The organism is Seohaeicola zhoushanensis (genome assembly GCF_014656415.1).
In the GTDB taxonomy this organism is placed as follows: domain Bacteria; phylum Pseudomonadota; class Alphaproteobacteria; order Rhodobacterales; family Rhodobacteraceae; genus Seohaeicola_A; species Seohaeicola_A zhoushanensis.
The window spans coordinates 91705-105096 of the sequence record NZ_BNCJ01000002.1 but is presented as its reverse complement, the minus strand read 5'-3'; the positions used below and the strand labels follow the sequence as shown (position 1 = coordinate 105096).

12 protein-coding genes are annotated in these 13392 nt (G+C 64.5%); 7 read left to right on the top strand and 5 right to left on the bottom strand.

Annotated features, from left to right (window positions below; all coding sequences use genetic code 11):
• The first annotated feature begins 142 nt into the window (after positions 1 to 142).
• The gene (locus tag IE266_RS04525) at positions 143 to 1513 is read left to right on the top strand and encodes an FAD-binding oxidoreductase (protein WP_189678862.1); all 1371 of its coding nucleotides are present in this window, start codon (positions 143 to 145) and stop codon (positions 1511 to 1513) included.
• 84 nt (positions 1514 to 1597) lie between these two features.
• Here the strand turns inward: IE266_RS04525 and IE266_RS04520 are convergent, their stop codons facing one another.
• The 4 genes from IE266_RS04520 to IE266_RS04505 all read right to left on the bottom strand — a co-directional run bounded on the left by IE266_RS04520 (position 1598) and on the right by IE266_RS04505 (position 5381).
• On the bottom strand, positions 1598 to 2293 hold the full coding sequence (locus tag IE266_RS04520; RefSeq protein ID WP_189678861.1) for a Crp/Fnr family transcriptional regulator: 696 nt from the start codon (positions 2291 to 2293) through the stop codon (positions 1598 to 1600).
• A gap of 337 nt (positions 2294 to 2630) precedes the next feature.
• Positions 2631 to 3893 (bottom strand): TRAP transporter large permease, encoded by a 1263-nt coding sequence (locus IE266_RS04515; RefSeq protein ID WP_189678860.1) that lies wholly within the window; start codon positions 3891 to 3893, stop codon positions 2631 to 2633.
• Positions 3890 to 4378, bottom strand: coding sequence for a TRAP transporter small permease (locus IE266_RS04510; RefSeq protein WP_189678859.1), 489 nt, complete (start codon positions 4376 to 4378; stop codon positions 3890 to 3892). Before IE266_RS04510 ends, IE266_RS04515 begins: the two co-directional genes overlap by 4 nt.
• Before the next feature lie 4 nt (positions 4379 to 4382).
• Complete coding sequence (locus tag IE266_RS04505) at positions 4383 to 5381, bottom strand: TRAP transporter substrate-binding protein (RefSeq protein WP_189678858.1); 999 nt, start codon at positions 5379 to 5381, stop codon at positions 4383 to 4385.
• Between the two features lie 122 nt (positions 5382 to 5503).
• Here IE266_RS04505 and IE266_RS04500 point away from each other — a divergent pair, with 122 nt between their 5' ends.
• The gene (locus tag IE266_RS04500) at positions 5504 to 6136 is read left to right on the top strand and encodes a TetR/AcrR family transcriptional regulator (RefSeq protein ID WP_189678857.1); all 633 of its coding nucleotides are present in this window, start codon (positions 5504 to 5506) and stop codon (positions 6134 to 6136) included.
• Positions 6129 to 7532 (top strand): amidase, encoded by a 1404-nt coding sequence (locus IE266_RS04495; protein WP_189678856.1) that lies wholly within the window; start codon positions 6129 to 6131, stop codon positions 7530 to 7532. The genes IE266_RS04500 and IE266_RS04495 overlap by 8 nt, the downstream gene beginning before the upstream one ends.
• A gap of 66 nt (positions 7533 to 7598) precedes the next feature.
• Here the strand turns inward: IE266_RS04495 and IE266_RS04490 are convergent, their stop codons facing one another.
• Positions 7599 to 8636, bottom strand: coding sequence for a LacI family DNA-binding transcriptional regulator (locus IE266_RS04490; RefSeq protein ID WP_189678855.1), 1038 nt, complete (start codon positions 8634 to 8636; stop codon positions 7599 to 7601).
• Positions 8637 to 8806: 170 nt separating this feature from the next.
• Between IE266_RS04490 and sauS the strand changes: the two genes are divergently transcribed.
• The 4 genes from sauS (at position 8807) to IE266_RS04470 (ending at position 13382) form a co-directional block, all read left to right on the top strand.
• Entirely contained in the window at positions 8807 to 10210 is a 1404-nt protein-coding gene (sauS, locus tag IE266_RS04485) for an acylating sulfoacetaldehyde dehydrogenase (RefSeq protein WP_189678854.1), read from the top strand.
• Positions 10207 to 11751, top strand: a complete 1545-nt coding sequence (locus tag IE266_RS04480) for an AMP-binding protein (protein WP_189678853.1) — start codon at positions 10207 to 10209, stop codon at positions 11749 to 11751. Before sauS ends, IE266_RS04480 begins: the two co-directional genes overlap by 4 nt.
• 81 nt (positions 11752 to 11832) lie before the next feature.
• Positions 11833 to 12786 (top strand): Bug family tripartite tricarboxylate transporter substrate binding protein, encoded by a 954-nt coding sequence (locus IE266_RS04475; protein ID WP_189678852.1) that lies wholly within the window; start codon positions 11833 to 11835, stop codon positions 12784 to 12786.
• Positions 12783 to 13382: a tripartite tricarboxylate transporter TctB family protein gene (locus IE266_RS04470; RefSeq protein WP_373310497.1), complete on the top strand. Its 600-nt coding sequence runs from the start codon at positions 12783 to 12785 to the stop codon at positions 13380 to 13382. The genes IE266_RS04475 and IE266_RS04470 overlap by 4 nt, the downstream gene beginning before the upstream one ends.
• Positions 13383 to 13392 lie beyond the last annotated feature (10 nt).

Sequence of the window (13392 nt, the reverse complement as noted above, 5' to 3'; positions counted from 1 at the left end):
CGCGCCGCGTCTATGAGAACGCCACGCAGCGGTGCCTGCGCCCCGGAGCAATCGGGACCGGCGCCAATCGCAAGACATCAACCAAATTCAACAGCCGCGGCGCCCCGTGCGGGCCGCGGACCCAACATTACGGACAAAGATCATGAACGAAGATTTCCTGAGAAAACTCCTGACCGGCAAAATGATTACCACCCTTGACCCCGGCTTTCGCCAGACCGCCGACGGGCTGATCTGGAACGGCCGCAAGCCGCCGGTGCGCGCCCGCTACATCGTCCATGCGGCGAATGCGGCGGATGTGCAGCTCTGCGTGCGGTTTGCCGCGGCCAACGGGCTCACCATTTCGCCCCGCGGCGGAGGGCACCACTTCACCGGCATCTCGACCCAGGCCGACCTGGTTGTCGACCTCGCGGCACTGGATCATCTGCGCATCGACGTCGCGGCGAAGGTCTGCGACAGCGGGCCGGCCGTGACCAACGAACGGCTGAACGCCGCTCTCGACCGGCACGGGCTGGCCTTCCCGGTCGGCCATTGCGGCAGCGTGCCGATGAGCGGATATCTCCTGGGCGGTGGCGTTGGCTGGAACTCGGGCCAGTGGGGCATTGCCTGCTTCCTGATCGAAAGCGCCGACGTGGTGCTGCCCGACGGCAGCCTCGTCACCGTGAGCAAGTCCGAGCATCCGGAGCTGTTCTGGGCGATGCGCGGAGCGGGGCCGGGCTTCTTCGGCATCGTGACGAGCTATCGGCTGAACCTCATGCCCGCTGCGCGTTCGATCCTGTCGACCGTTCGGGTCTACCCGGCCGCAAATGCGCGGGAGGTGGCGACCTGGCTGGACGCGGCGTCCAAGCGGGCCCCGGCCAATGCCGAGATGACCCTTAAGGTCGAGACCCAAATGGGGCCGATCGGGCCGGTGCTGGCGGTCACGGCGATCCTCACGGCCTTCGGCACCAGCGAGGCCGAGGCCAAGGCCATCCTGACCGAGATCGGACAAGATGCGCCGGAGGGCTATTTCGCCATGATGCCGGAAATGCCGACGCCCATTGGCGCACTTTACGAGATGACGGCTGCGGGCACGCCCAAGGGCAAGCGCTATGGGCTGGATTCGCTCTGGAGCGATGCCGATCTCGCATCCGTGGTCAGCCATATCGTCGAAGGGATGGAGCGCACGCCGTCCGCCAGCACCTTCGCGGTGATCTCGCCGAGTTCCCGTCACGCCGTGGTTCCGGCGGATGCCGCCTTCTCGCGCATCGGCAGGATCTTTGGCGCGGTCTACACGATCTGGGAAGACACGGCCGCGGATGAGGTGAACATGGCTTGGCTGCGCGACCTGATGGATCGTGCGGCACCGCTGAAAAGCGGCATATACGTCGGCTACGGAGATATCGACCTCGCCAAACGCCGCGAGGAGGTGCATTCGCCCGCTGTCGCGGCCCGTCTCGCCGCGCTGCGCAGCCGGTATGACGTCAAGGGCATCTTCCTGCGGCATCGCGGGCCGGATTGGGAAAAGGTTGCCTGAAGACCGTAGGGACAAAGCGGTCGCCCTGCGCTGGCAGGGCGACTTGCGTCTTTGCGTGAAACGGCCGCCTCTGGATCGGCCGGATCAACGCGTCTCCACGCGGGCCGATCCCAGTTCCCTCAGGTTGGTCTCGCGGGCCATGATTGCTTCCTCGCGAGCCCTCTCGCGTGCCCGATCCGCGATCGAGCGGGTGAGGTTGTCGTGCATCCGGTTGGCAATGAGCTTGGTGAGGTAATACCCAAACGCCGAGTCGGCGTGGTAAAGCTCGACGATCTTGTCCTTGCCGATCGTGAACATGACGCAGGGCTTGCTGCACTTGGCCGAGGTCGTCCGCACCTGCTGGTCCGAGAACAGCCCGACCTCGCCGAACAGATCCCCTTCCTCCAGGTATTTCCCGATCTCGGGGAGCAAGACCTGCCCGTTCGACAGGTAATAGAGGTTCCTGGCATGGTCCCCCGCCCTGAAGATGTAGCTGCCTTCCGGCAGTTCCTTTCGAGTCATGAACGGCAACAGGGCGCTGATATGCGCGGTGTTTTCGGCGGCGGCGCGGATCCGGCGGAACGATGCCACATGCTGATGGGCGCGGATCACGTTCAGCGGCAACAGGACCGCGTGCAGAATGAGGATAGGCGTCAGGCCGACCCCGAAGCTGTAGACGATGAAGGCGACATTCGAGGAAATCGCGACCAGGCGCAGCGGCAAGATGGTCTTCATCGAGAAGGTGGCGAAGACGAGCGCCGAAGCCAGATACCCGGTGATCTCGTACCAGCTTCCGACCATCGCCTGCCCCAATCCACAAAAGAATGGCTTTCAGACAGCCCCGGCATTCGCTCCTTCTGCGGAGGGGCTGAGCTTAATATCATCGTTCACGAATGTGAGCGCGTTGTCAAAGGAAGCTGAAGAGCAGCGCGACCGGCCAAAGGCAGGCCGCCTTGCCGGATCAAGGCACTTTCGGCCGATGACCGGGACATGACGGCCGCGGAGACGCATCCGGTAAACGCACCGGATCCCAGACGATAAAGGAGTGAACCGCTCGGGACCGGGTGCTTCCCTCTGCCCGGCCCCGAGCGATCCTTTGTCCGCGCCATTTCTTATCCCCGAACAGACGCCGCGCCGGTCAGAGCAGCGCCAATGAGAGCCAGGGAACGAAGGTGATTACGGCCAGAACACCCAGCATCAAGAGGATGAAAGGCAGCACCGACATCACCACTGAACCGAACCTCGCCCTGAACGCCATGGTTGCCACCATCAGGTTCAACCCGAGCGGCGGCGTCAGCAGGCCGATCTCGAGGTTCAGAACCATGATGATACCGAGGTGGACGGGATCGACCCCGAACCCCACGGCGACGGGCAGCAGAAGCGGCCCGAGGATCAGCAGCGCCGAGAATGTGTCCATGAAGGCGCCGACGATCAGAAGCAGCAGGTTGAGGCAAATCAGGAAGATGAACACGTTGCCCATGTTCGCCTGAAGCCATTCGCCCAGGGCCTGCGGGATTCCCTCGGCGGTGAGGAAGATGTTCACGCTGGTCGCGATAGCGATGATCGGGAAGAGCGAGCCGACCATCGTCACTGTTTCCCGCACGATTGGGAAGAAGTCGCGCGGGCCGATCTCGCGGTAGATGAACAACTCGACCACCAGGGCATAGACCAATGCAACGGCCGCGGACTCGGTGGGCGAGAAATACCCCGAGTAGATGCCGCTCAGAAGGAGCACCGGCATCAGCAGCGACGGCATGCCGCGCCGCAGCGCGTCGCGCTTGGAGATCCGGTTCTCGGGCTTGCGGGTGGGAAGCCCCCGGTTCACCCAAAGGCTGTAGACCGTCATGACGGCGGTCAGCAGCAGCCCCGGCACCAACCCGGCCATGAAGAGATCCACGATCGAGGTCTCGGTCGCGATCCCGTAGATGATGAGCGGAATGGAGGGGGGAATGATGATCCCAAGCGTTCCGCCAGAGGTGAGTGCCCCGAGGGTGAAGGACGTCGAATAGCCTTCGCGCGCCATTGCCGGGTAGAGGATGGTGCCGACGGACAGCAGCGTAACCGCGGAGGAACCGGAAATCGCCGCGAATATGGCGCAGCTCAGGATTGCCGCGGCAGACAGGCCGCCACGCAGGCCCTGCGTGAAGGAGACCGCGATGTCTATCAGGCGCGATGCGATGGATCCGCGGGTCATCACCGTGCCGAGAAGCACGAACATGGGGATCGCCAGCAGACCCTCCTTGTCGATTGCGGACCAGGCGTCTTCCAGAAGGTAGAGCGTGTCGCCGTCGCCCCACACCTGGTGAATGTAGGCCACGCTGAGCGCAAGGATGACCAGCACGTTCTGCCGCAGCACCAGCAGCACGACGACGATAAGCAACAGAAGGACAGCGGATGTCATGTTGCGACCCCTTCAACCGGCAGGAGGTCTGGCCGAAATGCAAAACAGAGGTAGCGCAGGCCGGAAGATGCAAGTGCGTAAGGCAGGGCAATCTGGGGGATCCAGATCTGCAAGCTGAGAGGGGGCGCAGTGAACCCCATCGCCCGGTTGTCCAATACGAGCAGCGTGGCATACCACGCGCCGGCAAGCAGCGTCGCCGCGCTGACCAGGTGACCGAGCCGTTGCCCCGCGCCTTGCAGGGCTTCGGGCAGGACCCAGTCCAGGACCGTCGGCCGTAGATGCCTGTTGAGGCCGACCGCAATCGCCATGCCGAGGAGAGCCGCGGCATTGCTCGACAGAAGGGCGGCACGTTGTGCGCCCCAGATGGGTGTGGACAGCACCTCTCGTGCGATCACGTCGCCGAACAGAAAGGCAACTGCCAGCGTGCAGAACACGCTGGCGAGCACTGTCTCCACAGCCATCAGACAGCCGAGGAAACCCTTCATTTGGTCAGTTCCTGCAGGCCGTGCGGGCAGCTACTGCGGCCTCGTAGACCTTCTGCGCGTCACCGCCAATCGACGCGACCAGCTTCTGCTCGTCCTCTTCGGTCCAGACCGCAGCCCATTTGGCGCGCTGTTCGTCGGTCAGCTCATGCAGGATGCCACCTTCGGATTCGAACCGCCCGATCAGGGCCTTGTCATAGTCGCGCAATTCCGCGTTGACCGCGTTGACATCCGGGAGGGCGGATTCCAGCTCGGCCTGCTGCTCTGGCGAGAGCGCGTTCCAGCTCTTCGCGCTCATCAGCAGGATGAGCGGCTGGTAAACGTGATTGGTCAGCATCAGGTGCGGCGCCAGCTTGCCCATGCCGGTGGCGACATAGGTGGTAAGCGTCGTCTCGCCGCCGTCCACGATGCTGGTCTGCAAGCCCGAGGCGGTCTCGGTGAAGGGCAAGGGAATACCGGCGGCTTCAACGGCCTTCCAATACATCAAATGGTTCTGGGCCGGCGAGATCCGCATCTTGTAGCCCTTGGCCTCGGCCGGGTCGACAATCGCGTCCTTGGCGAAGAAGATCTGCCAGCCAAGGTCATGCCAAAGCAGCGGCTTGAGGCCCTTGGCCTCGAAATAGGGCTCCAGGGCCTCACCCAGCCCACCGCTGATCGCGCACATCGCTTCGTCCGCGTTGTTCCAGAAATACGGAGAGATGACAATCGACACCTCGGGCACGACCGTCGCGGCGGCGGTGATGGAGAACCCGCCGAGGTCGATCCTGCCCCGGGCGACCTGCTTGATGGTCTCGGTCTCGTCGCCCAGCTGGCTGGAGTGGAATATCTCCAGCTTCAGATCCGCTGCCTCATCAGCGGCGAGCCTCTCGGCCGCCGCAATCATCGCGGCTGTGCCGGGCCAGCCCGCAGTGGCCGTGGTGTTGTAACGCAGCGCCTCTGCCTGGGCGAGAGCGGGAGCGACGAACAGGAGAGCCGCCGCCGTCGTAGTCAGTATTCCAGTCTTCACGATATTTTACCCTGTCGTTAGGGCCGCAGCCTCCAGCGGATGCAGCCGCGGGAACAGATAGTTGAACTTAAATTCTAGTTCTAGTATAAAAAGCTTAGCAGGCGCGGGAGTGCAAGAAAGCGATGAAAAATCAGGCTGCGAAGACCCAGGCACGCACGGTGGATGCGAAGCGCAAGGTACTGAACTGCGCAACGAAACTCGTTGCGGAAGGCGGGTTCGAGGCTGCCCAGATGGCGGTCATCTCGGTCGCTTCGGGCGTCTCGATCGGCAGTATCTACCACCACTTCGGCTCGAAGGAGGGGATCTTCGTCGAGCTTATCCGTAGCGCGGACGAAGCCACCCGAGATCGATTCGCGGCCCTGGACCTCGCAGGCAAGAGCTTTGACGAGCGGCTCTACCAGCTGATCTGGGCGACGTGCCTGCACGTCACCTGCAACTCCGGTCTCTACCACGCCATGACGGCTCGGCAGAACACGGCGCCCGAGATCTGGGAGCCGTTCCTGCAACTCCGCGCCGACAACGAGGTACTCATGCAGGAGTGTCTCGGGCCCGACCTTGAAGCGCAGGGATATCGGGATGTCGCCATGCGGATCCGCATGATGCACCAGGCGGTGATCGGCATTCTCATGCACGCGACCACCTACAAGTCCGGGCCCGTCATGCAGGGGGATCGCGACCTTGTCGACCAGGTCTACGACCTCGCCCGGAACGTGGTTCTGGGTCAATTCAATACCAGGAAGAAAGCAAATGACTGAAATCTGGAAGTGGTCTGCTGTCGAGACCGCCGCGCGCGTTCGTGCGAGAGAGGTCTCCGTCCGCGAGGTGACACAGGCCGCGCTCGACCGGATGGCTGCGGTCAATCCGACGATAAACGCCATCGTCGAGCCGGTGATCGAAGCGATGGACGTCGCTGAACAAATGGACGCGGATGGAGTTCCCGAGAACGCCGGGCCCCTCTATGGCGTGCCGGTGACGACCAAGATCAATATCGACCAGCGCGGCTATGCCTCGTCGAACGGCATCCCGGATTTCGCCGGGACCAAGATGCTCGATGACTCTCCGGTCGCCTCAAACTTTCGCAAGGCCGGCGCGGTCATCGTCGGGCGCAGCAACACGCCGGAATTCTCGATGCGCTATTACGCCTCCAACCCGGCGCACGGCGTGACCAAGAACCCGTGGGATGCCAGGCTGACGCCTGGCGGATCGAGCGGGGGCGCAGCGGCAGCCGTCGCCGCCGGGATCGGGGCGATTGCGCATGGCAATGACCTGGCCGGCTCGCTGCGCTATCCCGCGCATTGCTGCGGCGTGGCCACGATCCGCCCGTCCTTTGGCCGGGTTCCGGTCTTCAATTCGGGCGAAGCCACCGAGCGCCCTGCCCTTGCCCAAACGATATCCGTATCAGGCCCGATCGCGCGCAGCATCGGCGATGTCCGCGCCGGGCTGAAGGTGATGTCGGCCCGCGACAGCCGCGATCCCTTCTGGACAAGCGCCCAGGACAGCGGACGGCTGCGTGATGGCGCGCTCACGATCGGCGTTTGCGCAGATCCGTTTGGCACCGGGTTGCCTCCGGAGGCCGCTGAAGCCATGACGAAGGCCGTCCAGGCGCTGCGAGACGCGGGGTTCGGAATCCGGGAGATCACCCCGCCAGGGCTCGAGGAGGTTGCCACCCTGTGGAGCACCCTGGCCATCGGCGAGACCGAGCTGATGATCGGAGACAAGTTCCGCAACTACATGTCGCCCGCGGCGCGGGCGCTGTACGAGGAATGGATCACCCATATCGACGTCCCGTGTGACCCGGAAACCTTGCTGACGGCGATGCGCGACCGCGTCACCTACCAGCGGAAATGGGCGATGATGTTCGACACGATCGACCTGCTCCTCACGCCGATTTCACTGCTGCCAATTTTCCGCGAGGGGTCCGATCTCGAGGACCCGAAACTCGGGTATAACCAGATCCGAGCCAACCGGATGATGCAGGTCATCAGCCTTCTGGGCGTTCCCGCCGTCGCGATGCCCACGCACCTGGCCGAGGGCGTACCGGCTGGAATCCAGTTGGTCGGACCGATGCACGACGATTGGTTCCTCCTCGATGTCGCCGAGAAGCTCGAGACGGAACTCGGGACTCTCTGGCAGCAGCTTCCACCGCTCTGAGCAGGGCGAACCAGCCATCCCGCGAGCCAGGCCTGGTTTGTCACGCAATCGGGCCGGCGCCAGCCCCTAGTCCTGGCGCGGCTGCGCCGTCGTCGCGCGCATCATGAGTTCGACGTCGAGCCGCTCGCGCAGGATGAAGTCGGGGTCGGCGTCGGTGATTGCCTTGACGAGGCGCCGTCCTGCGGCGGTTCCGATACGGCGCGCCGGAATGCGGACGGTAGTCAAGGCGGGTTCCATGTCGGCCGAACCGGCAAAATCGCCGATGCCGACAACCGACAGTTCCTGCGGCACCGATACGCCCAGCCTGAGCGCGGCATAGACCGCGCCCTGGGCAATGATGTCATTGCCGCAGAGAAGGGCCGTCGGCCGTTCGGACCTGGGGAGTGACAGGATCTCGGTGCAGATCTTCTTGGACTGAGAGACGCTGTAGGGGGTCTCGCCACACCATTCGTCGCGAATGGTTACGCCCGCCTCGAACAGCGTCTGCCGCGCCGCATTGAGACGGTCGCGCGCGCGGTCGTTGCCCTCGGTTGGCGGGAAAACCAGCCCGACGCGACGATGCCCCAGCACCACGATATGTTGCGCCGCGAGTTGACCGGCCTCAAAATTGTCGGCCCCGATGCAGGAGATCGGCGAGTCTGCGGAATAGTTCCAGATCGTCAGCGAGGGCACCCGCTGCTTGCCGAGGATACCGATGCTGTCCTGGCTGTGATTGAGCCCGACCAACGCGACACCGTCCACCCTGTGTTCGAGCAGCTTCCGGATGACCAGGTACTCCGACCCGAGGTCGTAACCATGTGTTGCCAGGAGGACCGTGAAGCCGTGGTTGCTGATCTCGTCGTTGAAGGCCTGCACCACCTCGGCGAAGATCGCATAGTTCATGGTCGGGACGATCAGCCCGATGGTTCCGCTGCGTTTGCCATGCATCGCCTGGGCGGCGCGATTGCGAATGTAGCCCGACTTGCGAATGGCCGTGTCGATTCTTTTCCGGGTGGCCGGGCTGACCAGGTCGGGGTGGTTGATCGCGCGTGACACGGTTGCCGGCGAAACACCTGCCAGCCTGGCCACGTAAACGATATCGACTTTATCGGGCTGTTTTCTCATGGCTTATCGGGTTCACTGAAACCATTTATGAAAACGTTTGCAATACTATTTTCATTCCATAATCTCTGGCTGGTTCGGTTTGAAACGCAGCTGGAGGAGCCCTCACGCAGGGTGCTGCAATGGCCGGATACCGCACTGCAAGCGCCAATGGGGAGGCAGAGGGCTTGAACATGCCAGACGAACACGCGTTGGTGGACGGTATCGTCGCCGAGGCGCGCGACGCCCAATCCAAATACGAGCGTAATGGAAGCCAGGCGCGCTATGACCGGGCCGCCCAGGCGGCTGCCTGGGCGATCATGGAGCCGGCGCGAAACCGGGCGCTGTCGGAGCTGGCCGTCAGGACCACCGGCCTTGGCAATATCGATGACAAGATGATCAAGAACCATCGCAAGACGCTGGGCCTGATGCGCGACATCAAGGATGCCAAGACCTTCGGCGTGGTATCGGACGATCCCGAGACCGGCATCACGACGGTGGTGCGGCCGATCGGCCTGATCGGCGCGGTGGTGCCCTCGACCAATCCGGCGGCCACGCCCGCCAACAATATCATCAACGCGCTGAAGGGCGGCAACGCCATCATACTTTCGCCCTCGCCAAAGGGTGTCGCCTGCTGCGAGCTGCTGCTCGACTATATCCACGCCGAGTTCGACAAGATCGGCGAGTATCGCAAGCTGGTGCAGATGCTGCCCGGCGCGGGCGGCAAGGCGAAGACGCAGCGCCTGCTGGAGATGGCCGACCTGGCCGTCGTGACGGGCAGCCAGGACAACGTCCGCCGCGCCTATTCGAGCGGCACACCGGCGGTTGGCGTCGGGGCCGGGAACGTCACGGTCATCGTGGACGAGACGGCGGACCTGGCCAGCGCCGCGGCCAAAATCGCGGCTTCGAAGACCTTCGACAATGCCACCTCCTGTTCGTCGGAGAATGCAGTCGTGGTGGTGGACAAGGTCTATGACCAGTTCGTCGCCGCCCTGGGTGAGGTCGGTGGCGCCGTTCTGCCTGCCTCCGAGGCCGATGGAGTCATTTCGCATCTCTGGCACGGGGGGCATCTGAACCGCGAGATCATCGCGAAGGATGCCGACGTGATGATCGACAAGCTGGGGCTTGCGGGAAAGGTGCCGGCGGCGACGCGCTTTGTCGCGGTCGAGACGCAGGGGATCGGGCCGGACCACCCGCTGTCGGGCGAAAAGCTGAGCCGGGTGCTCGCCCTCTACCGCGCGCGTGACTATGACGACGCGGTCGAGATCACCCGGCGGATCATGGCGTATCAGGGCGCGGGCCATTCCTTCGGCATCCACACGTCCGACGATGCGCGCCCGCGCGCGCTGGCGATGCACATGCCGACCTGCCGGATCATCGTCAATCAGGCGCATTGCTTTGCCACCGGCGGATCGTTTGACAATGGCCTGCCCTTCTCGCTGTCGATGGGCTGCGGGTCCTGGGGCGGCAATTCGATCGACGAGAACCTGAACTGGCAGCATTTCGTGCAGCACGCGCGCGTAGTACGCCCGATTGCCCCGCGCGAGCCCGCCGTCGAGGAGATCTTCGGCGCATATTGGGCCGAGGCCGGGAAGTGAGGTTCGATCCGGCGACCCCGCCCGAGGGCACGGTCCGCGACTGGCTGGACCACCGCGCCGAGACAACGGGCGCGACGGTCAGCCACCTGTTTCCCGGCACCGCGCCCTCGCTGACCTGGGCCGAGGTGCGCGACCAGGCGCGCGATATTGCCGGGCGGCTGACGGGTCTGGGCATCCCCAAGGGGGCCAGCGTGGCAGTGATGCTGCCCAACAGCCGCGACGGCATCCTCTGCCTGTTCGGCGTGCTTTACGGCGGGTTCCGCACGACGGTCATCAACCTCGCGGCGGGTGCCGAGGCCATCGGCTATGCGCTGTCGCATTCCGAGGCCAGCCATGTCTTCGTCGGCGCTGAACAGGCCGCGCTTTTCGAGAGCGCGTCCGCCGCGCATCAGGTTGGGGCCCGTGTCATCCCTGTCGGGACCGGGATCGACTGGCCTGCGGACGCGGTCCCTGCCCCGCTGTGCGATCTCGGCGCCGGGGACGATGCGCTGTTGATGTACACCTCGGGCACGACGGGCCGCCCCAAGGGCGTGGTCCACAGCCACGCCAGCCTGCTGGCGGGGGGCTGGACCACCACGCTGGCGCACGAGCTGACTCCGGCGGATCGCGCCCTCTGCGTGCTGCCGATCTGTCACATCAACGGGCTTTGCGTCACCGTCATGGGGCCGCTGGTCTCGGGCGGGTCGGTCGCGGTCTGCCCGCGTTTCTCGGCCCGCAGCTTCTGGGCACAATGCGCCGAGGCCGAGGCGACCTGGTTCTCGATCGTGCCGACCATCGTGTCGCACCTGCTGCATGGCGATGAGCGCCCCGACGCCGAGACCCGCGCGCGCATCCGTTTTGGCCGTTCGGCCTCGTCCGCGCTGGCGCCGGATATCCACCGCGCCTTCGAGGATCGGTTCGGCGTCTCGCTGGTCGAGACGATGGGGCTGACGGAAACGGCCGCGCAGATCCTGTCGAACCCGCTGGACATGGCCGCGCGCAAGATCGGCTCGCCGGGCAAGGCCTATGGCGACGAGGTGGCGATCCTGTCGCGCGATCTGCTGCCGGTTCCGCCGGGCACCGAGGGCGAAATCGCGGTGCGCGGGCCCAATGTCATGCGCGGCTACCTCAAGAACGAAGAGGCCACGCGCGAGGCGCTGACCGGCGAGGGCTGGCTGCGCACCGGCGATCTCGGTCGGATGGATGCCGATGGCTATGTCTTTGTCACTGGGCGGCTGAAGGAGTTGATCATCAAGGGCGGCGAGAACATCGCCCCGCGCGAGGTCGACGAGGCGCTCTATGCCCATCCCGACGTGGTGGAGGCCGCCGCCTTTGCCCGTCCCTGCGCGCAATATGGCGAGCGGGTCGAGGCCGCGGTGGCGCTGCGCAAGGGCTCGGCCGCGTCCGAGGCCGATCTGATCGCGCTCTGCCACCAGCGGCTGGGCAGGTTCAAGAGCCCGGATGTCGTGCATTTCCTGGAGGAACTGCCAAAAGGCCCCTCTGGCAAGATCCAGCGGCGCCTGCTGGTCGAAATGACCGGAGGTGTCGCCAAGATCGCATGAAACCTGCCTGAACCGCGACGCACGGGAGGGCGGCGCGTTTCGAGTATCCAGCAGAGAACGAAGACCATGGGAGGAAATCAGATGACCATTTTCAAGAAGACCAATGCGGTGCTTGGCGCGGCGATCCTGGCAGGCGTCTGCGCCGCGGGAGCGGCCTTTGCCGAGGGCTATCCGGACCGGCCGATCGAACTTATCGTCACATTCGGCCCCGGTGGCGGCGCGGATGTCATGGGGCGGCAGATGGCAAAGCTCGTGGAAGCACCGCTTGGCGTGCCGATCCCGGTGTCGAACGTCGCCGGCGCCTCGGGCAACGCCGGTCTGACGCAACTGCGCACGAACGCGGCGGACGGCTATACGATGGGCACGCTCATCTCGCTGACGGTTGCGTCCTGGGCCTCGGGGCTGGGCGACAACAAGCCCGAGGACTTCCGGGTGATCGCCGTGGTTCAGAGCTCTCCGTCGTTCCTGTTCGTGCCATCCAACGGCCCGCACAAGACGGCACAGGATCTGATGGCCTATGCCAAGGAGCATCCGGGCGAGATCACCGTGGCGACCTCGGGCTATGGCACGCAGGACGACGTGACGCTGAAACTGCTCGAGAAGGCCGGCATCAAGATGGAGAACGTGCCGTTCCAGGCGCCGGCCGAACGCTATGCCTCGCCCATAGGGGGCCATACCCAAGCTATCTACGAAGAACCCGGCGACGTGGCGCAGTTCATCCAGGCCGGGCAGCTGACCCCGCTGGTGGTCTTCTCGAGCGAGCGTCACCCGGAGTTTCCGGATGTGCCGACCTCGAAGGAGCTGGGCATCGACATCTCGGGGCTCGACAACTTCCGCAGCATCGCCGTCGCCGCCGGAACGGCGGATGATATCGTTGCCAAGCTGGAGACTGCGGTCACTGGGGCCGTCGCGTCGGATGAATGGAAGGCCTTCTGCCAAAAGACTTATTCCTGCATCACGCCGGTGACCGGTGCGGCCGCGCAGTCGATGATTTCGGATTTCCGTGATCTGATAGCGGCGCAACTCGGGTCATGAAGACCGAGGTCGTGCCCCCGTCGGGCCGAGAGGCCTCAGGCGCCAGCCCGACAGGACAGGACCGGGCTACCGGTCTTGTCCGGCTAATGCCCGCTTTACTGCCCGCGGTGCTAGTCGTCTTGGCGCTTGTTCTCCAGCACTTCGTTTTCTGGCGCGGTAGTCCCGCAGTCACAAAGGGGCTGGGGCCCGACGCCTGGCCCGACCTCATCCTGAACGGCTTGGCGCTGTTCTCTGCAGTCTGGCTCGGCCTCGAACTCTGGGTTCTTGGCCGGGCCGGTCGCCGTTCAGCGCTGCGCGCGCCCGATGACGACGAGATCTACAGGTTCGGCAAGGCCGTCGCCGGGATCGCGCTGATCGTGCTTTACGGGATCCTGCTGCCGCTCACCGGCTTTGCCCTGACCACGGCGGTCTTCATCGCGGTCTGGTGCGTCTACGGCGGGGTGCGCAAGCCGCTGGTGGTGCTGCCGGTGTCGCTGATCGGCACCTGGGTTCTGCTGTGGGTCTTCATGGGCATCTCGCTGATGCCGCTGAGCCGTGGCCGGGGCGTCTTTGACCAGTTCAGCATCTGGCTGCTCAAGACGCTTGGAATTTACTGACGGAATTGAA

Bases quoted from the DNA above. Each gene is read 5' to 3' on its own strand.
- IE266_RS04525 (WP_189678862.1), top strand. From the start codon at position 143: ATGAACGAAGATTTCCTGAGAAAACTCCTGACCGGCAAAATGATTACC.
- IE266_RS04520 (WP_189678861.1), bottom strand. From the start codon at position 2,293: ATGGTCGGAAGCTGGTACGAGATCACCGGGTATCTGGCTTCGGCGCTC.
- IE266_RS04515 (WP_189678860.1), bottom strand. From the start codon at position 3,893: ATGACATCCGCTGTCCTTCTGTTGCTTATCGTCGTCGTGCTGCTGGTG.
- IE266_RS04510 (WP_189678859.1), bottom strand. From the start codon at position 4,378: ATGAAGGGTTTCCTCGGCTGTCTGATGGCTGTGGAGACAGTGCTCGCC.
- IE266_RS04500 (WP_189678857.1), top strand. From the start codon at position 5,504: ATGAAAAATCAGGCTGCGAAGACCCAGGCACGCACGGTGGATGCGAAG.
- IE266_RS04495 (WP_189678856.1), top strand. From the start codon at position 6,129: ATGACTGAAATCTGGAAGTGGTCTGCTGTCGAGACCGCCGCGCGCGTT.
- IE266_RS04490 (WP_189678855.1), bottom strand. From the start codon at position 8,636: ATGAGAAAACAGCCCGATAAAGTCGATATCGTTTACGTGGCCAGGCTG.
- sauS (WP_189678854.1), top strand. From the start codon at position 8,807: ATGCCAGACGAACACGCGTTGGTGGACGGTATCGTCGCCGAGGCGCGC.
- IE266_RS04475 (WP_189678852.1), top strand. From the start codon at position 11,833: ATGACCATTTTCAAGAAGACCAATGCGGTGCTTGGCGCGGCGATCCTG.
- IE266_RS04470 (WP_373310497.1), top strand. From the start codon at position 12,783: ATGAAGACCGAGGTCGTGCCCCCGTCGGGCCGAGAGGCCTCAGGCGCC.